This window comes from Marinoscillum sp. HNIBRBA16962 (assembly GCF_057801515.1).
In genome coordinates this window covers 2523081-2546109 of the sequence record NZ_CM173603.1, presented here as the reverse complement: position 1 = coordinate 2546109, position 23029 = coordinate 2523081, and the positions used below count along the sequence as shown (strand labels likewise).

13 protein-coding genes are annotated in these 23029 nt (G+C 43.1%); 7 read left to right on the top strand and 6 right to left on the bottom strand.

Annotated elements, in window-relative coordinates; genetic code table 11:
- Positions 1-3: 3 nt before the first annotated feature.
- Entirely contained in the window at positions 4-1431 is a 1428-nt protein-coding gene (locus tag AC3E9V_RS10835; RefSeq protein WP_488753211.1) for a Na+/H+ antiporter NhaC family protein, read from the top strand.
- Here AC3E9V_RS10835 and lysA read toward each other — a convergent pair.
- From lysA to AC3E9V_RS10815, 4 genes are read right to left on the bottom strand one after another with little or no spacing between them, the layout of a single operon-like run.
- Positions 1420-2577, bottom strand: a complete 1158-nt coding sequence (gene lysA, locus AC3E9V_RS10830) for a diaminopimelate decarboxylase (RefSeq protein WP_488753210.1) — start codon at positions 2575-2577, stop codon at positions 1420-1422. The genes AC3E9V_RS10835 and lysA overlap by 12 nt on opposite strands.
- Positions 2578-2592: 15 nt before the next feature.
- Positions 2593-3180: a tetratricopeptide repeat protein gene (locus AC3E9V_RS10825; RefSeq protein WP_488753209.1), complete on the bottom strand. Its 588-nt coding sequence runs from the start codon at positions 3178-3180 to the stop codon at positions 2593-2595.
- A gap of 34 nt (positions 3181-3214) precedes the next feature.
- Positions 3215-4021: a DUF3108 domain-containing protein gene (locus tag AC3E9V_RS10820; protein WP_488753208.1), complete on the bottom strand. Its 807-nt coding sequence runs from the start codon at positions 4019-4021 to the stop codon at positions 3215-3217.
- Between the two features lie 59 nt (positions 4022-4080).
- Positions 4081-4893, bottom strand: coding sequence for a 2,3,4,5-tetrahydropyridine-2,6-dicarboxylate N-succinyltransferase (locus tag AC3E9V_RS10815; RefSeq protein WP_488753207.1), 813 nt, complete (start codon positions 4891-4893; stop codon positions 4081-4083).
- A 331-nt stretch (positions 4894-5224) separates the two neighbouring features.
- On the opposite strand from AC3E9V_RS10815, the gene AC3E9V_RS10810 reads away from it, so the two are divergent.
- The 5 genes from AC3E9V_RS10810 (at position 5225) to AC3E9V_RS10790 (ending at position 9850) form a co-directional block, all read left to right on the top strand.
- Entirely contained in the window at positions 5225-5887 is a 663-nt protein-coding gene (locus tag AC3E9V_RS10810) for a metal-dependent transcriptional regulator (RefSeq protein ID WP_488753206.1), read from the top strand.
- The gene (locus tag AC3E9V_RS10805; RefSeq protein ID WP_488753205.1) at positions 5884-6795 is read left to right on the top strand and encodes a metal ABC transporter solute-binding protein, Zn/Mn family; all 912 of its coding nucleotides are present in this window, start codon (positions 5884-5886) and stop codon (positions 6793-6795) included. The genes AC3E9V_RS10810 and AC3E9V_RS10805 overlap by 4 nt, the downstream gene beginning before the upstream one ends.
- A gap of 6 nt (positions 6796-6801) precedes the next feature.
- Positions 6802-7596: a metal ABC transporter ATP-binding protein gene (locus AC3E9V_RS10800; protein WP_488753204.1), complete on the top strand. Its 795-nt coding sequence runs from the start codon at positions 6802-6804 to the stop codon at positions 7594-7596.
- On the top strand, positions 7596-8885 hold the full coding sequence (locus AC3E9V_RS10795; protein WP_488753203.1) for a metal ABC transporter permease: 1290 nt from the start codon (positions 7596-7598) through the stop codon (positions 8883-8885). The genes AC3E9V_RS10800 and AC3E9V_RS10795 overlap by 1 nt, the downstream gene beginning before the upstream one ends.
- A gap of 80 nt (positions 8886-8965) precedes the next feature.
- Complete coding sequence (locus AC3E9V_RS10790; RefSeq protein ID WP_488753202.1) at positions 8966-9850, top strand: metal ABC transporter permease; 885 nt, start codon at positions 8966-8968, stop codon at positions 9848-9850.
- On the opposite strand, the gene AC3E9V_RS10785 is transcribed toward AC3E9V_RS10790, so the two are convergent.
- The gene (locus AC3E9V_RS10785) at positions 9842-20893 is read right to left on the bottom strand and encodes an Ig-like domain-containing protein (RefSeq protein WP_488753201.1); all 11052 of its coding nucleotides are present in this window, start codon (positions 20891-20893) and stop codon (positions 9842-9844) included. The genes AC3E9V_RS10790 and AC3E9V_RS10785 overlap by 9 nt on opposite strands.
- Positions 20894-21090: 197 nt before the next feature.
- Entirely contained in the window at positions 21091-21540 is a 450-nt protein-coding gene (locus AC3E9V_RS10780; protein WP_488753200.1) for an outer membrane insertion C- signal, read from the bottom strand.
- A gap of 128 nt (positions 21541-21668) precedes the next feature.
- Between AC3E9V_RS10780 and mnmE the strand changes: the two genes are divergently transcribed.
- The gene (gene mnmE, locus AC3E9V_RS10775; RefSeq protein WP_488753199.1) at positions 21669-23027 is read left to right on the top strand and encodes a tRNA uridine-5-carboxymethylaminomethyl(34) synthesis GTPase MnmE; all 1359 of its coding nucleotides are present in this window, start codon (positions 21669-21671) and stop codon (positions 23025-23027) included.
- Positions 23028-23029 lie beyond the last annotated feature (2 nt).

Here is a 23029-nt window from a genome sequence, read left to right as displayed (position 1 = left end):
CACATGACTTCAGACAACTTCGGAATCTTATCCATCATCCCTCCTCTTGTTGCCATTTTATTAGCCATCCGAACCAAACAGGTCATTGTTTCATTACTGCTGGGACTGCTGATCGGTTATATTATCATTACAGGTGGAAACATCTTTTCCGGCACCCTTAATATGCTGGACGCTCTGGTAGATGTATTTAAAAGCGCCAGCAATACACGAACCATTCTTTTTACGCTGCTGATCGGCTCTCTTATACAACTCATAAAATACTCCGGTGGAATACAGGGGTTTGTGGAGCATATCAGAAAGCTTGTCGTGAAAAGTAAAAATCCACGGTCAAAGCTACAGGTAGCTGCGGGGTTGACTGGCTTTCTCATTTTTATCGAATCCAACATCTCAATCCTGACTGTTGGTACTGTTTTCCAATCCCTTTTTGAACGTTTTAAAATACCTAAAGAAAAACTGGCTTACCTTGCTGACTCCAGCTCAGCACCCTCCTGTATTCTATTTCCGCTAAACGCCTGGGGAGCCTACATCATTGGGTTACTGGCCGCCTATGAAGGCGTATCACCATTCAGGACGCTGCTATACTCTATTCCATTCAACTTCTACCCCATCCTAACCCTTATCCTTGTATTTTACCTAGCTGTTTCAAACAAGAGTTTCGGACCTATGAGAACCTTCGAGCTGGAAGCCGCAGAGGAGGAAGATAATGATGTAGAAACAGAAAGTAAATCCGGGCATCGTGCCAGATATATGTTAATCCCATTAATGATCATGATTGGGTCCATGCCCTTGTTTCTGGTCTACACCGGATGGAGTTCAGAAGTAGCTGGCACATTTACTCACAAGCTTTGGACAGCTATTGGTAATGCATCAGGATCTGCAGCGGTCCTTTATGCAGTGAGTCTGGCTGTTGTTTTTTCCGGCATCTATTTCGGTATTAAAAAGCTCGTGTCCCTTAAGTCATTTATAGAACAATCGATGGAGGGTATGAAAGACATGCTGACAATGGCGACACTGATGATGCTGGCTTTTGCTATAGGTAACTTATGTAACGAGCTGGGTACGGGGGTTTATGTAGCCTCTGTGACCGAGGCCTGGCTCTCTCCCGCGCTGGTTCCCGCCATTGTCTTTTTGACCAGCTGTTTTATAGCGTTTAGCACGGGTACCTCCTGGGGAACCTTCGCCATTATGATATCCATAGCTGTACCGCTGGCTCAGGCCACGGACTTAAACCTCTACCTGGTGGTGGCAGCGGTACTGGGAGGTGGAGTTTTCGGAGATCATTGCTCGCCCATTTCAGACACCACACTCATCGCTTCCATGGCATCCGGCACTGATCATATCGATCATGTACGAACACAGCTTCCTTATGCGCTGGTCACAGGCGGACTGGCATTGATCGGTTACCTGATTATGGGTTTTTTAATGACTTAAGTCATCTGAATAGTAAGGCGCCGCCAGATCTCTTGCGTTATAGCTGTTTTTCATCGTTTCGCCATAAGCTCCGGCAGACCTGATCGCAAAGATATCTCCCCGCTCCGTTTTGGGAAGCACAATGTCCTTACCAAAAGAATCAGAAGACTCGCAAACCGGCCCCACGACATCATATGTGCTGGCCGCTTCCTGATCTATTTTAGAAATGTTTATCAGCTTATGTTGAGCTTGATAAAGTGCCGGCCGCATTAGATCCGTCATCCCGGCATCCAAAATCACAAATTTTTTAGAGCCACTTTCCTTGGTATAAAGTACCCTGCCTATCAGGCTTCCGCATTGACCTACTACTGCTCTTCCCAATTCAAAGTGCACTTCCTGACCAGGCAAAAGCTCCAGATTTTCATGAAACGTATCAAAATACTGCTTAAAGTCCGGAACAGGATTTCCTACGGGGTCTTCGTAATCAATTCCCAAACCACCACCTACATTGAGGTGCGGAAGCTCCACCCCTTTATCTAAAAGTTGCTGCTGAAGCCGATTGACTCTTTTGCAGAGGTTTTTGAACTTGGTCAGATCCATGATCTGTGAACCTATGTGATAATGAAGCCCGATGAAATGTATGTTTTCAAGGGACTTTATCCATTCAATGGACTCCAGGAGGTCCTCACCTGATACGCCAAACTTGTTTTCTTTAGCGCCTGTAGTGATATAATGATGGGTACCGGCATCAATTGCGGGATTGATGCGCATAGAAACATTTGGAGTCTTCCCTTTCTTTTTAGCGATCTCATGTATGACTTCCAGCTCCTGAAGAGACTCTACATTGAAGGAAAAAATGTTTTGATCGATTGCGTACTCGATCTCACGATCCATTTTCCCAACACCTGCCAATACAATGTGCTCCGGCTTAAAGCCATTCTCAATGCCTATCTTAATTTCATTTCCACTGACACAATCTACACCCATTCCTGCATCTCTGATAAAATCCAGAATACGGGGATTGTTATTAGCTTTTAGCGCATAGTGTATGTGGTAGCCATATTTGTTAGCTGACCGGATCTCATCGAGTGTTTTTCTCAACAGGCCCAGATCATAAAAGTAAAATGGCGTATCTATCTTGGAAAAGAAGGGAAGCAGTTGGTCCAATTTTCTAAACAGGTTTTACTTGCAGTATTTCTTTTGAATGGCCTTTGATTCAGGCACTTCAAGGTTTACAGCTTTTTGAATATCCGCACAAGCTGACCGGGTTTGTTTCTTAAAGATCTTTAAAGCTCCCCGATATAGATAAGCTTCTCCGTAATCGCGATCTATGTTTATCGCGAGCGAGTAAGATTCTAAAGCACTCTCCAGGTATCCCAGCTGATGCTTGGCTCTGGCTACCCAAAAGTGTCCCCGGGCAGAGTTTTCATTGATCTCAAGTGCTCTATCAGCAAAGACTACTGCTTTATTGTAGGCTTCTCTCTGATAATAAACCTTAGACAAGCTTAATAAGGCACTTACATTTTTCTCATCTAGCTCAATAATCTTCAGAAAATCCTGTTCAGCTTTATCAAACTGTCTTAGCTCCTCATAAGATCTACCTCGATTGTAGAGGGAGCTAATGTTTGAAGGGTCTGTTTCCAGTACATCATTGTAGGCTTCTATCGCCTCTTTATACTTTTTATCATTAAAGAGCCGATCTCCCCTGGGAACTTCACTTCCGCCGCAGCTACAAATTAATAAAGGAAGTAAAAATAGAATGTACCGCATATTATTTTGTTGAGCTCGCAAATATAGGCCATGACTACTGATAATCCGGACCGTACTTTAGATTTCTGTATGAAATCAAATCACAATAAGCACGCCCAAAGAACATTTCAGCCTCAATACGTAAAGGCAGATGGTTGGAATCAGCAGAAACCCATGCCACAATACCTTTTTCTTCAGGGAAAAGATCACTCGGTGGAATCAGCAGATACAATTTATACGCCCAGATATTCCCCACCTTCGATTCAAACATCTCCTGCTTATCCAGCAACAATTTGAAATGATAAAGCTCATCCTCATAAAAGGTATCTATGGTAATAGTATCCCCAATTTGGTAATTGGAAAAATCGATATTCCGCAAATACAGGTAAGCGCTCATAAGATCCTTTACACCCTCCGGAGTATCATAAACCTTCGGAGGCTTGGTGTGGTTTTCTTTTCTTGGATCGTACCTCAGTACCTCCACCTTACCTTTAGCATGATCAAAGTAGGTTCGCTCTACCCGAATATGTCTTCCTTCCTGAATGTCCCTGTATGCATGCAGTGGCTTTAATTCATTCCGCGTCACATAGGCGCCCCAGGAGTCGTTGACATTGGTAAAAACACCCACCAGGCCCGCTGTAGACCCTTTGATGTCCACCTTATAGCAAGGCTCATTTTCATACTCATGAAACCGTCCGTCAATGTTAACTTCAGCTTTGCCTACCGTAAACCAGCCATAGCTAAGCTTAAAATCAAGCTGCTCACCACGCCTGAAGTTATGCGTTCGGTAAGTAGCCTTCTCTACCGGCTCCGGTTGAGAAAGCCCGGTAAACGAAGCTAGATAAAATAATATATACATCATATGCTTTTCCAATCCATCCCTCATCCTATCACAACATATGTGCCAATCCATTTATTGTCTTAAACGGAGACGCTGTTTTCACGGAGTGCTTCGTTAAGGGAAGTTTTTTTATCAGTACTTTCTTTTCGCTTTCCAATGATCAATGCACATGGCACCTGGTATACTCCCGCAGGAAACTCCTTCGGGATGGTTCCTGGGATCACCACGGATCGTTCCGGGATGTACCCTTTATATTCCTTTGGTTCGTCACCGGTTACATCAATGATCTTGGAGCTGGCTGTCAGCACCACATTGGCGCCAAGCACAGCCTCCCTGCCCACTCTGATTCCCTCTACCACAATACACCGGGAACCAATGAAGGCATTGTCTTCAATAATAACGGGAGCGGCCTGTACCGGTTCCAAAACTCCGCCGATTCCTACCCCACCACTCAGGTGAACATTCTTGCCAATCTGAGCACAGCTTCCTACCGTAGCCCAGGTATCTACCATGGTACCTTCATCCACATATGCTCCTATGTTTACATATGACGGCATCAATACGGTATTAGAACTAATATAAGCTCCATACCTCGCAATGGCATGAGGTACTACACGCACTCCAAGCTGGTCGTATCCTGACTTAAGCTTTATCTTGTCGTGAAACTGAAAAGGACCTACTTCGATAAGCTGCATCTTCATCAGTGGGAAATACAGAATCACTGCTTTTTTGATCCATTCATTTACTATCCATCCATCTTTGGTTGGTTCAGCAATACGTCGTTTGCCAATATCCAAATCATCAATGAGTGTTTTGATAGCAACAGATATTTCCTTTTCATTTATCAACGACCGGTCTTCCCAGGCCGACTCTATCAGGTTTTTTAATTCCATAAACTTGGTGTTAAACAATTGACCGGACAAAACTAATAGCTCTTATGAGAAATGAATTCCGCCGGCGGTTTTTTTTACAATTCTTGGTTGATTTTTCAAAAATGAAAACAAACAAATAAGGAAGTAATATCATAAAAAAGAAAGAAATATTTCCACTCAAACTTTTAGCCGTCAACAAAAGGCAGGTTTAATTCAGTGCTAAAATAAATCAATTTTTAATTAAAATAGATAGTATTAAAAATCTGATTAACAATTATTTATACATTATAAAAAATCTAACATTAAAAATATTTTTAGATATATCTAAACTATTTTTTAACTTTGAAAAGTTATGAAGCTTAGCCTCACAGAAGAAAATTATCTCAAATCCATCTATCATTTATCTGAAGGTGGAGAAATAGAAGTTTCTACCAATGCTATTGCTGAAGACATAGCAACAAAACCTGCTTCGGTCAGTGACATGATTCGAAAACTGGCTAAGAAAGGTGTGGTCGTTTATCAAAAATATCACGGGGTGCAAGTATCTAAACAAGGTAAAAAAATCGCCCTGGAAGTCATTCGAAAACACCGGCTTTGGGAGGTCTTTTTGGTAGAAAAGTTAGGCTTTAACTGGGATGAAGTACATGATGTAGCCGAGCAACTTGAGCACATCAAGTCCCCTCTCCTCATCAAGCGACTGGATAAGTTTTTGGGTTTTCCTACGATGGATCCTCACGGTGATCCCATCCCAAATGAGGATGGAGAAATCACCATAAGTCCACAACTCCCTTTGGCTGATTTTGAACTGGATGACGAAGGGATTGTGGTAAAGGTTCCGGATGGCGATCCCTCATTACTCAGGCACCTGGACCGGATCAAAATGCGGCTGGGCTCGCGTCTGAAAGTCAAGGACAGAGTGGCGTTTGATAATTCTGTTTTGGTGGAGGTCGACGGGGATAATGAAGTCTACATCTCAGGCGAAATTTCTAAAAATATAATGTTGGCGAAGAAATGAGAAAACTAATTTTCTTAATGGGAATTCTGGTATTATTATGGGGATGCCAGAACCGATCGGGACAAGGCTATAAGAAGATGCGTGTAGTTACCACCACGGGTATGCTCTATGATGCCGTGATCAACATCGGGGGTGATTCAATAAATGCCGAAGCGCTTATGGGCCCGGGCGTAGACCCGCATCTTTATAAAGCAACGCAGGGAGATCTGAGTAAGCTCAACCGGGCAGATGTCATCATTTACAATGGCCTCTTGCTCGAAGGTAAAATGGGTGAAATTCTGGAAAAACTGGGCCGACAAAAACCGGTCTATGCAGCTGCTAAATCCGTGCCTCGCGAAAAGATACTGACTTCCGTCCAGTATGAAAATGCTCCAGACCCACATATTTGGTTTGATGTGAGTCTTTGGAAAAGTGCTGTGACAGAAATCTCGAAAGCTTTACAACGGGAAGATTCGGCAAACGCATCATATTACCAGAAGAATACGGCCAGGTATCTGAAAACACTGGATACACTTCACCAGTATGCCATCAAGCGAATTCAGGAGATCCCTGAAAATCAACGCATCCTCGTAACGGCCCACGATGCTTTCCGGTACTTTGGTCAGGCATATGGCATTCGGGTAGTGGGTATTCAAGGAATCTCTACGGTTTCCGATTTCGGATTGAAGGATATTTCAGAAATCACAAACCTGATTATTGCCAATAAAGTGAAAGCCATTTTTGTTGAAACCTCCGTATCAGACCGGGCAGTGAAAGCAGTGGTTACAGGCTGCCGGGGAAAGGGACATGATCTGGTCATTGGAGGTAAACTGTATTCAGATGCCATGGGACCATTCGGAACCTTTGAAGGTACGTATGTAGGTATGGTGAAAAAGAATGTAGATACGATTGTAGAGGCTTTGAAATAATTCAAGATGGAAGCAATTAAGCAAGTAGATAACCCTGCTTTGGAAATACACGACCTTACGGTCAGCTATGATAAGAAGCCTGTTCTCTGGGGTATTGACCTCAGCATTCCCCGGGGGGCTATTACCGGGATAGTGGGACCGAATGGCGCTGGCAAATCCACACTCATTAAGTCCATTATGGGCCTGGTGCCTTTGAGCTCCGGTTATACAAAGATCTTTGATAAGGAACTGGACGAAGTTCGCGGACAGGTGAGCTACGTACCTCAGCGGGAGTCGGTAGATTGGGACTTTCCGGCATCAGTGCTGGACGTGGTTTTAATGGGCCGGTATGGAAAGCTGGGCTTACTGAGACGCCCAAGGAAAGCAGATGTAGAAGCCGCTCTTTTTGCACTAAGCCAAGTAGGCATGGAGAAATATAAAAACCGCCAGATATCTCAGCTTTCCGGCGGCCAGCAACAAAGAGTTTTCATCGCTCGTGCTCTGACACAGCAGGCGGATATCTATTTTATGGATGAACCATTTGCCGGTGTGGATGCAGCAACTGAGAAAGCCATTATCCAACTGCTCAAAAAGATTGCTCAGGAAGGTAAGACGGTGGTAGTCGTGCATCACGACCTGCAGTCGGTTTCTACTTATTTTGACTGGGTGATCATGCTGAACCTCCGTCTGGTAGCTTCAGGTCCCACAGATGAAGTTTTCAATCAGCAGTTGCTGGAAGAAACCTATGGTGGTAAGCTTACGCTTTTAACGGAAGTAGGTGAATTGATGAAAAAAGGTGAATATCCAACAAGAGAAACGTGATGGATACTTTGATCGAGTTTTTTTCATTTCAAAATCCCAATGTACGGTACGTCGTCCTGGGATCAATACTGCTATCCATAAGCTCAGCCATAGTAGGTTGCTTTACCTTTTTGAAAAAGAAAGCATTACTTGGTGACGTAATTTCTCATGCGGTACTTCCCGGCATCTGCCTGTCATTCATTGTCAGTGGTACCAAAGACCCTTTCCTGCTTATAATCGGAGCGTTTTTTACCGGCTGGTTATCCATTATAGTTATGGATTACATCATTATGCATTCCAAGATCAAGGAAGATACAGCTACAGGGTTAGCGTTGAGCGTATTTTTTGGGATTGGGATACTTCTGCTTACTGTCATTCAGCACTCGGGAAATTCTGCGCAGACCGGACTGGATTCCTTTCTCTTCGGTAAGGCTGCAGCTCTTATAGGAAAAGACCTACTGGCTTTTAGCCTGATTGCTGTGATCATTTTAGTCGTTGTATTCTTCTTTTACAAGGAGTTTAAGCTGGTGTCCTTTGATCCGGAATTTGCTAAAGCTATCGGTATACCTATCAAACGGATCGACCTGCTCCTCACCTCTATCACTGTAATGGCTGTTGTTACGGGTATACAGGCCGTAGGAGTGGTACTGATGGCTGCTATGCTGATTACCCCTGCTGCTGCTGCGAGGTTTTGGACCGACCGTCTTTCAGTGATGCTTCTTCTCTCCTCGATCTTTGGAGCCTTCTCGGGGATTGCCGGCGCTTTCATCTCCTATACTGCCCCTGCGATGCCCACAGGCCCCTGGATCGTTATGGTAATTTCGGTTATTGCTGTCTTTTCTTTTTTTGTTGCCCCGGGCAAGGGCATCCTGATCAGGCTGATCAAACAGCGAAAAATACAAAACCAGCTACTGGAAGAAAACCTGCTGAAAAGCTTTTATAAGCTGGGTGAGCTAAGTGAAGATTATAAATCCGCCAGAAGCGATGAAGAGATCAGGGAAATCAGACGCTTCTCCCCTGCTCAACTAAAAAAAGGTCTGACCAGGCTTTCGAATCAAGGCTTCATCCAACGGAAAAATGGAAACTGGTCACTTACTACAGAAGGCTTCCAAAAGGGAAAGCGCGTGGTCCGGCTACACAGGCTTTGGGAGCTGTATTTGACAAAGTATTTGAGGATTGCTCCGGATCATGTGCATGAGGATGCGGAAACCATTGAGCACGTGATCACCCCGGAGCTGGAAGAGCGGCTGGAAAGGCTGCTACAGTACCCGGAAGAAGATCCGCATGCTTCTCATATTCCGTATAATTGAGAATGGAGAATTAAGAATGGAGAATGAGGAATTGAAAGGAATTATCAATTATAAATTTTCAATTATCAATTAAGAAAGAAATGGATTCACTAATCATCATAACGACCGGATCGCTTGTTGCCATTTGCTGCAGCATACTGGGGTGCTTTCTCATTTTAAGAAAAATGGCGATGGTTAGCGATGCGATCTCTCATGCTGTACTTCCGGGGATTGTTCTTGCTTTTATGCTGGGTGGTGACCTGGATTCCGTATGGATGCTGGTGGGTGCCGGCCTTGTGGGTGTATTTACCACCTTCCTGATCGAGTTTTTTCACCGGGTAGGCAAACTCCAGACCGACGCCTCTATCGGTGTTACTTTTACCTGGTTATTTGCTATTGGGGTGATCATGGTAACTTATTATGCCGGAGATGCGCACATAGACCAGGACTGTGTATTGTACGGAGAGATTGCCTATGTCCCGATAGACCCCATCATCACCTCTGACGGAACAGTATTGGGCCCGAAAGCGTTAATTGTGCTGAGTGTCGTACTGGTATTGATCCTGTCCGTTATTATTCCTTTTTACAAAGAGTTGTTTCTCACCACTTTTGATCCTTCTTTCGCTGCAGCCATCGGCATTTCGGCTACTGTATGGCATTATGTGATCATGAGCCTGGTTTCCATTACCACTGTGGCCTCTTTTGAGTCCGTAGGGGCTATTTTAGTGGTAGCTTTCCTTATTGTGCCTCCCGCCACAGCTTACCTGATCACCACAAGGTTACATTATATGATCCTCTTGTCATGTTTATTTGGAATCTCCTCAGCAGCTCTCGGTTACCTTTTAGCTTATATTATAGATGGGTCCATAGCGGGCGCCATGGCCACTATAGCCGGCGCACAATTTGGAGTGGTGTTTTTTGTAGTACAATGGCAACAGAAAAAAACTGTTAAGAAGGCCGTTCTGATGAAAAGCTTATCAACGTAACACAACCTTCTTAATACTTGTCCCTTTTTGTGTATCTACGATGAGATAGTAGACCCCACTCTTAGAATTAAGGTCCATCTCCAGAATTTCAACCTCAAGACTTTCAAGTCTTTTGATGGTCTTCCCTGCAGCATTTAATACGCGAACGGATTGAATAGATGATTCACTGGATATAAAAATACGGCCATCGGTAGTTGGATTTGGATGTATCTTAATATCACCATTCGCCCCTAATCCAAGCACATTTTCTCCTTCGTCTACATCAAGAATTTCTATCGTAATAATTGCCAGGTCGGACAAACCAAAATCATGAGCTTCTACGATAAAGCTCAAAGTATGATTGGCTTCATAATCCAATGCCTCTTTATTTACGACGGTAAGCTCTCCACTAAGGGAATCAAGACCAAAGGTGTTTTGAGAATTACCAGAAACAATTGAATACTCCAAATCATGACCATCCTGATCTGAAGCCACTATTGTACCAACAACCGTACCTGTAGGTGAATTCTCTTCCAAAACAAATGTTTGGTCAGCAATAACCGGAGGATGATTTACTGACTCATCTATGTCTATCACATTTATAGTCACGGTGGCAGTATCACTAAGCTCTCCATCACTAACGGAGACCAGCAAATTGAATACCTCATTGACCTCAAAATCTATGGCAGCAGAGTCTTGAATGGTTATCGTTCCATCGTTCTGAATACCAAAGAATTCAAATCCATCATCTGAAATCCCAAATGTCAGACCATCCCCATCTTCATCGCTGGCTAATATCACTCCTATTACTGTACCGCTCGGACTATTTTCCGTTACTTCAAAGGTGTGATCTTCAATTACAGGTGCATGATTCATGGATTCATCTACATCAATAACGCCTATTGTAACGGTTGCAGTATCACTAAGCTCTCCATCAGAAACACCAATTATGAGTTCAAAATCCGAATTGAGCTCGTAATCAAATGCAGCAGAATCTAAGAGGGTTAGTACCCCGGAAGTTGAAAGTGAGAAAACATTGTCCTCATTACCTGATATCACTTCAAACAACAGATCATCTCCCTCCGGATCAGTTGCCGTGAGATTTCCAAGTAATGCACCCTGGGCGCTGTTTTCAGCCAATTCAAATGAGCTGGTCTGAATAGATGGGGCTTCATTAACGTCCAGCACATTGATTGTGATGGTAGCAGAATCAACGGAGATACCATCACTAACCACAACGGTAAAATAATGAGAGGTTGTTAATTCAAAATTGATGGAGGCTGAATCTGCAATTGTAAGTGCCCCTGCCCCTGACAGGCCAAATACTCCCCCTTCATTTCCTGATCCAAAAGTAAAGGTCAGTGGATCATTCTCCTGATCTGTAGCCGTTACTAAGCCAATCAAGTACCCATGCGGGCTGTTTTCAGAAATATCAAATGTCTGATTCTCTATTCCCGGGGCAACATTGTCAGACACTCCCGTTCCGGATAAAGAGACACTTACACTGGACTCATTAGGGTCATTGCTCAGAATTGTGATATTTCCTATCTGATCAGACACCTGATCCGGAATGAACCTAACCTGGAGGTAAGTGCTATCATTCATGGGGATTTCATCTTCAATGATAGAGGCCAGGAATACAGCATTGTCAGAAATCACGGAAGCAATGTATAGCGTGTCCGTTCCAAAATTGGCGATATTCAATTCCCTTAATAAGGTATCCCCCACCTGTACTTCTCCAAAACCGATATTGCCTGAAGCAAGGCTGATATCCGGAATACCCGAAATATCCATCGAAACAGGCACATTAACTTCGGGATTTAAAGGATCATTGGATTGTACGGTAATGGAGCCCTGATAATGACCTATCCCCAACCCTCCGGTTAAAAGCTGGATGCCTATATCAGTTGTCGATCCTGCACTGATTGTATCTGTGGTGGTTGTGGATGATAACCAATCCTCATTAGTCGTTATTGAGAAAATAAGATCATGGTTTCCGGTTTCATTACTAACAGTAATGGAGGAAGTTGTCATTTCCCCTGCGATCAAATCTTCGTATAATGATGCAGGCGATACTTGTAGCACCGGTGGTAATATTCCCACACCTGAAAGATCGATAGTCACCTCTGGCTCATCAACATCATTACTTTCCAGGATTATCGATCCGGAATAAGAAGTAGCTTCTGAAGGTTGGTAAGTTATCTCAATTTCACCTGTTCCTCCGGAAGGAATCTCTGTCAAAGAGGAAGAAATTGTAAAGTGCTCATTTGTTGAAGTTATTGAAATGAACTCCAATGGTATCGAGCCATTGTTAAGTACTTCTAAGGTCTGAGTCTGAGCGCCTCCGACGAAAACTTCTCCAAAATTAACCTCACTTACTTCTACCTCAATATCAGCTGCTGCAGTAACTTCTAATGAAACTGGTATAGAAATTTCAGAAAGGAAAGGATCATTACTGCTGACCGTTATCTGGCCGTGATAAGTTCCTCCATCCAGTTTTGCAGCATTGAAAAGGATAGGATAATCCTCTTCTGACCCGGCTGGTACACTTCCTGAAAGGGTGGTCGCATCCAACCAGTTCAAGCCGGGACCTGTTTCAAATCTCCCAAATCCAGTACCAGCTTCACCTTCAATAAAATGGATGCCCACATCAGCTCCGGAATAATAGACCAGCCCCCCATCATTAACCGAAAAGAACGGTATTATTGAGGTGATCCATTCTCCGGTTTCCATATTATATTCATACCAGTTGGTTCCACCATAGCTACCATAGCAGTAATACTTACCCGCAACCGGATCAATTGCTGCGCCCAGAACGGCACCTCCCGGCACTGATGCCAAAGTCTCCCAATAGTCCCCTGAGATAGAATACCTTGCAAACCCCGTATTGCCGTTACCTTGATGACCATACAAGTATCCGTCATAGTATTCTAACCCACCCCAGCTATCAAAGTATATTGAAGAGGTGGCTAAATATTCCATTCCACCTGTGTCCGGGTTGAGGCGAACTAGCGAAGAGGAAACAGCTAAGAAAATACTTTCTCCATCTGTTGCAATATTCCCTGTGCTGAAGGGTCCGCTAATCTGCGACCAACTATCTGATGAAATATCATATACCCCTATATAGGAATTACTTGTATAAGAGGTATAGATTTTTCCATTAAGGTACACTGCTCCTCCATTATTTCCGCTGTATATGGGGCAGTCAGTTAATTGCTCCCAGATACCACTACTTATAGAGTATCTGTAAAAATCGTAACCGTCATTTCTTTGCGCATAAATGGTCCCATTGGATTTATCAATTGCCAGACATGTAAGTGTAGCCGGACTGGATGGTAGCGTAGTAAAATCACCTAATGCTTCCATTACAGGACCCTGTACATTACTGGAAACAATCTGACCGGAATTATTCTCTCCCTGATAATTTTTGATATTCGTCACTGGGCTGCCGAAAAAAGCTCCACCGGAGTACAAGTTCATTTCCCACTCCAGAACACTTCCACCATCAAGATTCCCGATGGTCAATAGCTTTGTGCTTTCTTGTCCGGTATACAATGATTCAAACAAACTATCGGGAGAAACCTCCATAACCGGCGGATCAATAGCCGCAGCCTGGAGAATGACAGAAAGTGTATCCTCATCAGGATCATTACTAACTACAAATAGCTCCGTATCATCTATACCAGACGCTAATGGTGCATAATTGACCTGAAGAACCTGAGAATCCTCAGGCGCAATGGAAAAATCAAGAATATCCGGACTAAATGCCTCATTTTCACTAAAAATATCAGATACGTACAAAGTATCAGTACCATCATTTCTGATGGAAAAATTGAGCGCACTTTCAGTACCCACATACAAAGAGTCAAAATCCAGAATACTTGCGGAGGAAACAATGTCAGGAATGCCCGTAACATCTAAATGAACCGGCACAGTAAATTGGCTATTTGCAGGGTCATTGCTTTGTATAAGGAGGTCCTGCTTATACACACCTCCATACAGTCCTGTAGCGTCAAAACTCAAAGTAACATTGGCAGCATTCCCTGCCGAAACCACCCCCTCATAAGGATCAACACTAAGCCATGAAGCCCCTTCCCCAACCACATCCAGGAACGTATCCATTATTGTTAAAGTGGTAGCATTATCTATGTAATCACCGGAAGCTCCCGCATACAATAAGTAATAAAGCCGGTCTATTCCTCCCAGACTGTCAATCTGATGAAAATCGTTATCAGTATATGTATCAAACTGCTGAGAAACAGAGCCATTATCTTCCACTATAATTAAGTGGTTTACGGATGGATCTCCGGCATTATATACACGCTTAACAAACCCAATAAATGTTCTGCCTGACTTTGAAAGTGTCAAAACTGCTCCATCCACAGATCCTCCACCGTCTGCACCCAGGTTACCATTTATTGAAAAAGTATTCACTTCGGATACATCTGCAGCAAACACAAATAAGCCCTCATACTTTGAAGTAAAATAAGATTTATTATCCAGGTAAGCAGAAGTTGATAATGAAGATGCGGAATAAGCTATATATCCACCAAGTTCAGTACCAAGATAATTTCCTCCATCATACATATCACCTCCTCCATCACTGATACCCGTACCTGATTCACCTCCTGAGAAATTATACCGATTTGGCACTAGGTTACTTACCTGTACATACTCTTCGTTTAAATTATCAAGCACTTCGCTTAATCCAACCGTACTTCCTGTAAATGGCTGGGCCAGTACATTTTCCTTTCTGGAAAAGCTGAAAAGATCGCCACCAAGCTTTATGGCTGTTTTGTTAATATCGTCAGGCTGAACTTCCCCTCCTTCAAAGGTCTTCTGGTCCAGAAGGCTGGATTTAAGGCTGGCACTCTGAGCTATCGAAATGGAGTAATTGAGATCGCTACCCCCTGCACTATTGTCTATTGTAAGGTTTTGGGTTGAGATATCGCCGGAATAAAGCGCTTCCCAAACACTATCAGGAGAAACAGCTAGCACCGGAGGCTTTACTCCTTCTCCCAGGAGCTGAATAATTGTTGAATCATTTTCAAGCTCATTACTGACTAAAAGGAGTTCTGCTTCGTAGGCGCCTGCTACATCAGGACTGAAGGAAACTGTAAACTCATAAGCTTCGGTTGGAGAAAGGACAATTTCTGAAGAATCGATTGAGAAAGCTCCATTGGAAAATTCCAGAGCTAATTCAAGGTTATCCGTACCTTTATTTGAAACTGTAAAGGTCAGAGTGTCTGAGAAATCAAGATATACCTCACCAAATAACAGGCTGTCAACGTTTACTTCTTTAATTGGTGTCCCCGTGACCTCTAGTCCTACGGGGACTAAATGCAAAGAATTACCAGGATCATTACTGGAAACTTCTATTTGAGCCTGATATAACCCACCATAAAGACCTGAGGCATCAAAAAGCATTTCATAATCTTTGGACACTCCTGCGGGAACGGTATCAGACAAGACAGGCAGTTTAAGCCAGTCATTAGACAAAATCCCCATCGAATAAGCAATTAGCTTAGCAAGAATCATTTCTGAATTATAACCAGCCGTAGCCAGGTATTCCACAGTCATTCCTGTCGCAATTACTGTTCCGGCTCCATAAGAATACTCAACCATGGTAGGCACATTTGAAGATTGTGTTTCTACAATGATTTTTGCACCTGCTGGTAGTCCGGTCAGGTAGTTATGATTTGCATAGCTGCCTTGCAAATCGATCTCCAACCCATCCACTATAGGATGGTTCGGAAGCAATACAGTATTGTAATCTTCAGAATTTCCATGAACCATTTGGCTGTTACCGACTAGATTAGTTGTTTCCCCAAAATTTGCCAGCTGATATTGCAATACACCTCCAGATTCCACAAAGTCCTCCAGCCTTTCTTTATTCGAAGAAATAATACTATAGTAAGACGAACTCTGGGCTCCGGTGGTAATAATAAGGTCATAAGATCCCAGGTTCTCATCGGCGAGTTCAAACGAACTAATAGTCGTAGTAGGGATCCCAAAATTTGTGAGTATAAATTCTCCCATAACCAGTCCCCAGGCACTATTATCCTGAATAATCAAAATGTTGGGTGCCTCCGTAAAATTAGCGGAGGATTTTTGATTGGAAATGATTATTTCATCACCTTTTGCTGACGAAGTAAAGGTTCTTTCAGGTAAATATGCACTGCTGGTAAAAGTCTCATTTGGTAAGTAATCTATACCTAAAGCAAATATCAGTTCACTCCCGCCTGTCGTATTATCTATCGTTAGCACCTGCGTGCTGCTATCTCCGGTAAAAAGTGCCTCTCCAAGGCTATCAGGTGAAACAATCATCACCGGCGGATCGACTCCCATCCCCAACAATTGAACAGGAATGGTATCGTTATCGGCATCATTTGTTAAGATCAATAATTCTGCAACCTCCTCTTTGGCACTATCCGGGAGGAAATACACCTGAAACTCAAAAGATTCTTCAGGAAGGATCACTACTGTGGATGTATCAGCACTAAACAAGCTATCTGAAAAAGCCAAAGACACTTCCAGGTCATCCGTACCTTCGTTTTCAAGGGTAAAAGAAAGAGTATCTGCAAAGCCGACATAGGTATTACCAAAATCCAGTGTATCCTTTTCGAATGTTGCGACAGGAGCCCCGGTTACATCCATCACAACCGGAATAGAGACCTCAGGATTCAACGGGTCATTGTTTATGACTTTAATATTCGCTTTATAAAGCCCTCCATATAATCCTTTAGCATTAAACGATACATTGATATCCTGTGAGTCGCCCACAGCAATGGTATCAGCTTCTGTATCCAGCGACAACCAATCTGAACCTTCTCCGGAGTAGACAATCGCGTTGGCAATAAGCTTAGCGGCAGCATCATCATAATCATAATAATCGTAAGCGAGGTAAGCAATGAATCCTTTACCTAGTTCCTTGACTCCTGCCACAGTATAACTTTCATATGCCACTAAAGTGCTTGATTCCGGATCGGTCATGCTTACAGTATAAGTTGCACTTAGTCCAACAAAGGATGTTGGTACACCTTCAGTGATAAAATGAGTTGAATCTACAACTGATAATAATGCTCCATTTGCACTTTGCCCGGAACTCATTGTTAGTAATCCACCGGCATTCAATAATTCATAAGTAGCTCTTGAAGGGCTTGATCCACACATTACTATCGAACCCCCTCCATTTACAAAATCATAAAGCACATCGGCAAACGCTAGACCTAAAGTAGAGAAAGTAGAGCTACTACCCCCCTCCTGTTCCGGGATCAAAAACACATCGGCAGACGCAAGAAGACCTTCCAGCTCTGCAGGATCCGTAGTAGTGGTAGTAGAAACAGTAAAATCTGTAAAGTACTGCGAAATTGCGTTCAATGTATTCGGATATTCCCGCGAAAGATCTGCATAAGGAATCCAACTTAGAATCTCTTTTGTCCCTTCTAAGGAATTAATAGTTTCTATTGACAAAGGCCCAACTTTCCCATAGCCCTCATTATTCCCGTCATCTTCCATGGAATAAGAGATTAAATTTTTATTCTCTAAATACAACGCAGTTTCCTCCAGCTCAAAATCAAGTTCAGCCACCCAGTATAGGTTATCTCCGCCATCCGTATTTTCAATCGTAATTACCTGTACAGAGCTATCTCCGGTATATAACGCTTCACCTAAAGAGTCTGGCGATATAGCAATTACCGGAGGCTCCGCTCCACTACCAAACAGCTTAATAATAAGAGAATCTTTATCAAGGTCATTGGTCACCAAAAGCAGCTCAGAGGGGTAGCTTTTAGCTGAATCCGGCTCAAAATAGACATCCAGTGAATAAGTCATCTGAGGAGAAACTACAAAGTCCGCAGTGTCAATTGAGTAAACACTGTCTGCTAAGAAAGCTTCAACGGTCAAATCATCCGTCCCATCATTGGCAATCTGAATAACAAGGCTGCTTGTAGCTCCCAGATAAGTGTTTCCATAAGACAAAGTATCTTTATCTAATGCTACTGAAGGAGCTCCGGTAACCGTTAGACTTGAGGGAATAACAACCTGAGGATTATCCGGATCATTTGCCTCAACAGTCAAGTTAGCCTGATATTCTCCACCAAAAAGATTAGAGGCATTAAAATAAACTTCTACATCAACAGATTCACCTGCTGGAATTGTACCTTCATTTAAATTAGCAGATATCCACCTTGTGGAGGCAGCTTCATCTCCAGCCAGAGCCGACAGAGTACCTGTATCAAAAGAACTATTCAATGTCCAGTCATCGGGATCATATGCTTTCACGGAACCAGAGGAAGGGTCAGCGATGAACAGTAAGCCAAGCTGATTTGAATAAGCCACGCCATAAATAGAACCCAAAGAAGGTGATTCATTTACTACCTCGTGACTAACCCCATCCAACTCATAAATTTTAGAGAAATCTGCAACAAAAATAGACTTCCTTGAACCTCCAAAACTTATTCCTCCAGCAAATGGAAGATCTAAATCAATTATTTCAGTAACAGCTTCTCCACTAAAATCAATTACATAAATAACTCCTGCAGAGTAGTCAGTGGCATAAAGGTCATCACCAGAATGACCAAGGCCATCCACAGAAGATAAACCATCTATTATCGCAGAATCAAGGACAGTACCTGCTTCAGGATCCATTTTGAAGATGACAGAAGTTCCAAATGTGCTTATCTGATATAAGTATTCCCCGTCATAAGCTAATCCATCTGGTCCTCCCAAATAATCGGGAGACGAAAAAGAGTTAATAACAGCTCCATCTGATGGATCAAATTCCAAGATGACGCTATTGTCCATATCTGCACCAAATAATTTACCTCCTAATCCTTCTCCAAAAGACTCTTTATACCTGTATTCATGTGATTTCTCAATTAATTCCGGGTATTCAAAATGGGAGTCCTCTTTTAATGAGGCTTTAAAGGCCGAAATATCTATAGGCTCTGTTTCATCTACTAATTCAATAACAAGATCAAATTCGAGGTTTGATGCCCCTGTATTACTAATGGTCAATACCTGCATGGAGGAATCCCCTGTATACAACGATTCCGAAAGTGAAAGTGGAGTAACATCCATTACCGGAGGCTCCACTCCCTGCCCGTATAATGTCACCGTAACCGTATCTACATTGGTATAAAAAACCGCATGAGCTGAAGTATCCCCCAATGACGTGGGAGTGAATGTGAAATCAAGTTCAAAAGTCTCAAGTTCTCCGATAGAAAAAACCGTGTCAGAGGACACAAAAAGGTCATTATCCAACTGGATATCATAAATGTGCAAAAGACCAGTACCCTGATTAGAAATTTGCATTGATTCTACAGCCGGATAACCCAACGGCACCTCACCAAAAGACAGAGAATCCGCCAGGGAAAGGAAAGGCTCTGCTGTCGGAACTCCCACTGCGTTCCAGGCCTCCTCCACAGCCAGATGCTCAGTGCTTCCGGCACCAAACAAATCAACCGCTGACTGCTCTGCTCCAGCCCGGGCATCAACGTATTCAGAGGTAGAGGTTAAGTAAACCGTAAGGTTCCGGTATGCAATCTGTTGTGCCGCATCCAGGCCAATAGAGGCAACATTATAGCTATATCCATTATCATTTACTCCTGTTCCCCCTTCTACCAAAAGGTAAAACCAGAAATTCTGCACTCCACTGTTGTAGTGAACGCCACCATTATCTCCTGAGCCCGTATACCAGTAATCCCCCAGGTAAGTATCTGGCTGACCCTGAGAATTCGGGTCGTCCATAGAACGGATCATACTTACTCCATCCAGGTAAATCTGATCAGCCAGACTCCAACTTGCAGTTTCCGGGAAAGCTTCAAACTCAACCGATTGTCCAAAAATGTCACTAAAAGACTCATTCAGGGCTCCGGATTCATAAGAGTAAACCAAACCGGCACTGTGTTGCGTAACAGCATGTGTAATCTCATGACCTACAATATCAAGTGAAACTAAAGCAGTGGCTGTAACCCCATCACCATCACCATAGGTCATTCGCGAACCATCCCAAAAAGCATTAAAATAATTGGTGGAGTAATGCACATAAGAATTAATAGCCGCACCTCCCCCATCAAAGCTGTTCCGCCCAAAGTTGTCTAAAAAGTAGTCATAAGTAGCTGCTGCTCCAAAATGAGCGCTTACCCCGGCATCATGGCCTGTTTCATCAAAATGATTATCTGATTCATAAAAAAGCTCAGCTGCAGCATAATTGGTTCCATTGAATAAATCATAGGTATAGATGCCTTCTCCTCGAGAATCTTCAGCTAAATAATAGTTAGAACCATCGTAATCTACGGAGATATTAACTGTCCCGTCATACAATGATTCGCCTGTACCTGTAGTAGTAACTGAGTGGATCTTATTGTAAGCATTTACTACCTCACCTGTATGGGCATTGATTTCTACATTATATCTCCCTAAAGGCTTCTTTGCATAAACATCAAACTGATAGGCCAGTTCAAAAGATTGACCCGTATAATTTTCACTACTTATTACTAACCTCCCCGCCGGAAAAAACGTTGCTGAACTGTTTTTAGATTCTTTCCTTATGAATTGCTCATTCTGAGTATCCTCCCACATATATTCTTCCGCGCCAACTTCCTTTAAAGCAAACAGGAGAGCATCTTTTTCTGAAAGCTGAGGCTTGGTATCAAGGTCCAAGTTTTCAATAACCCTACCATTTGCTGAAATGATATCCCGCCCTGACTGGTGAAAAATGTACTGGGCTCCCAAAATTTCAAGTCCTTTGTACTGCTGAACATAACGAATATGCTCCTGCCCCTTTTTATCAATTATTTTTGATTTAAGCTTAAATCCGGATTCTTCAGGCAGATTTAAAAGTCGTTTTTTAAAAGCAACCGAAGTATCCGGGCTCGCACTTTTTTCAAAACGAATAAATCTCGGCGAAGACTTTTTATCTACTATAACCTCACTCGCCTGGGGAAACCTCTTTTTCAGACCCTGTTTAGACAGAAGGTTACGTTGACCGAAAACGGAAAAAGCTGATAATAGAACAAAAGATAGTACTAAGGATTGAGAGATGAACTTCTGGTATTTCACAAATTGGCGGTATACGTAAAAAATTGATTTAATTTTTAAAACTAAGTATCAGCCAATTAAAAATGAAGTGATTTTATGATTACTTACTCGGTGTTATGTCAATCCTACTGATTTACAGATAGTTACATACCACCTGATTAAGTCATATAAAAATGTCTGGCAAAGAACGCTACCAAACATACCCTACATTAACCCTATTACTTAAAAACATACCGGGCATTAAAGCCAAAAAAGCCAAAATAAAGGTCTGTAGTCTCTATAATAGTAAGCGTTGGTCTCCAGTCCACACTCAATGAAAAAGGAAAGTCCTCAAACCGATATTCTACACCTATTTCGGACATTGCTGAGAAAAAAAGCGGGTCATTGAGGTATATACTGGGTCCGGCTCCTACGTACCAGTTTAAATAGCCTTCATCAAGGTCTGTGGAGATAGGACGATAAAGAAAATCCCAGAGCACATCTACTCCTACTCCACCCCCACCAAAGGATACGTCACCATGAATTCTGTTAAACTCACCGGTAGAAAAAACGCCATCAATAGCTACATCCCCTCCGGTCACATCACCTACCCTAATACCAAGCTCCTGGGCATTGGTTGCAAAAACTACTCCTGCTAAAAGGAAGCAAAAAGTCAATAGTCTCCTCATTCTTTTATCTTTTGGTTAAATGACATTTAAAATACTTGCGAATATCACATAATGTTTCAAAAATGTAATACGATTCGGGTGTCATTTTTGAAGTTTTATCCCATCCAATTGTCGGTTAACTTTGCCGCATGAACATGGATACCATTGTGGCATTAGCAACCCCACCTGGAGTAGGTGCTATTGGCGTAATACGCGTTTCAGGTGCAGAAACCATAAGTATAGTTAACGGCGTTTTTAAGGGGAAAGACCTTACATCCGTAAAAAGTCACACCATACATCTGGGCACGATCCGGGATGGTGAAAAAATCATTGACGAAGTGCTGGTATCCATTTTTCGGGGTCCAAACTCCTATACCAAAGAAGATGTCATAGAGATCTCGTGCCATGGCAGTCCTTTCATCATCCAGCAGCTCATCAGGCTGTTACTTACCAGGGGCGCCCGCCTGGCCAAAGCCGGTGAATTTACACAACGCGCATTTCTGAACGGCCGGTTTGACCTGGCACAGGCTGAAGCGGTGGCCGATCTCATTGCTTCAGAAAATGAATCCATGCACAGGGCTGCCATGAACCAGATGCGTGGCGGCTTTTCACAGGAAATAGCCCGTCTGCGTGAAGAGCTGGTCCACTTTGCCAGTATGATCGAGCTGGAGCTGGACTTTTCCGAAGAGGATGTGGAGTTTGCCAGTCGGGAAGAGCTGGAAAAGCTTATTTATAACCTTAAGGAGATTATCAGCAAACTCACCGAAAGTTTCACACTGGGAAATGCCATCAAAAACGGGATACCCACTGTCATCGCCGGAAAGCCCAATGCCGGTAAGTCCACCCTGCTTAATGCATTACTCAATGAGGAAAAAGCGATCGTTTCGGATATTCCCGGGACCACTCGTGATGTGATTGAGGATGTGATCAATGTAGATGGCATTGCGTTTCGGTTTACTGATACGGCCGGTATCCGAATGACCGAAGATAAAGTAGAAGCTATCGGTGTGGAACGCACCCACGCCAAAATGAAGCAGGCTTCAGTGATCGTGTACCTCATCGATCTGACAAATGACACTGCAGAAGAGATTAGTAAGCAACTGGACTACCTAAAAGAGCTCCAGGTCCCCTATCTGCTGGTGGGTAATAAAATGGATGCAGCAAATGCTGAACTAAAACACCTCCTTGAAAAAGAAAAGGCACTTTTCATCTCAGCCAGCCAGAAGGAAAACCTCGAAGGGCTTAAGGGAAAGCTTAAAGAGGTGGTCTCACTCAAAGACTTCAAAACCGGTAACACCATGGTCACCAACCTCCGCCATTATGAGAGCCTGATCGAAACCAATAAGGCGCTGGACCTGGTATTAGAAGGCATTGACAACCAGGTGACCAACGACTTCCTGGCGATGGACATCCGCAACTCACTACACCACCTCGGTGAGATCACCGGAGAGATCACAACAGATGACCTGCTGGATAATATATTTTCGAAGTTTTGTATCGGCAAATAGAT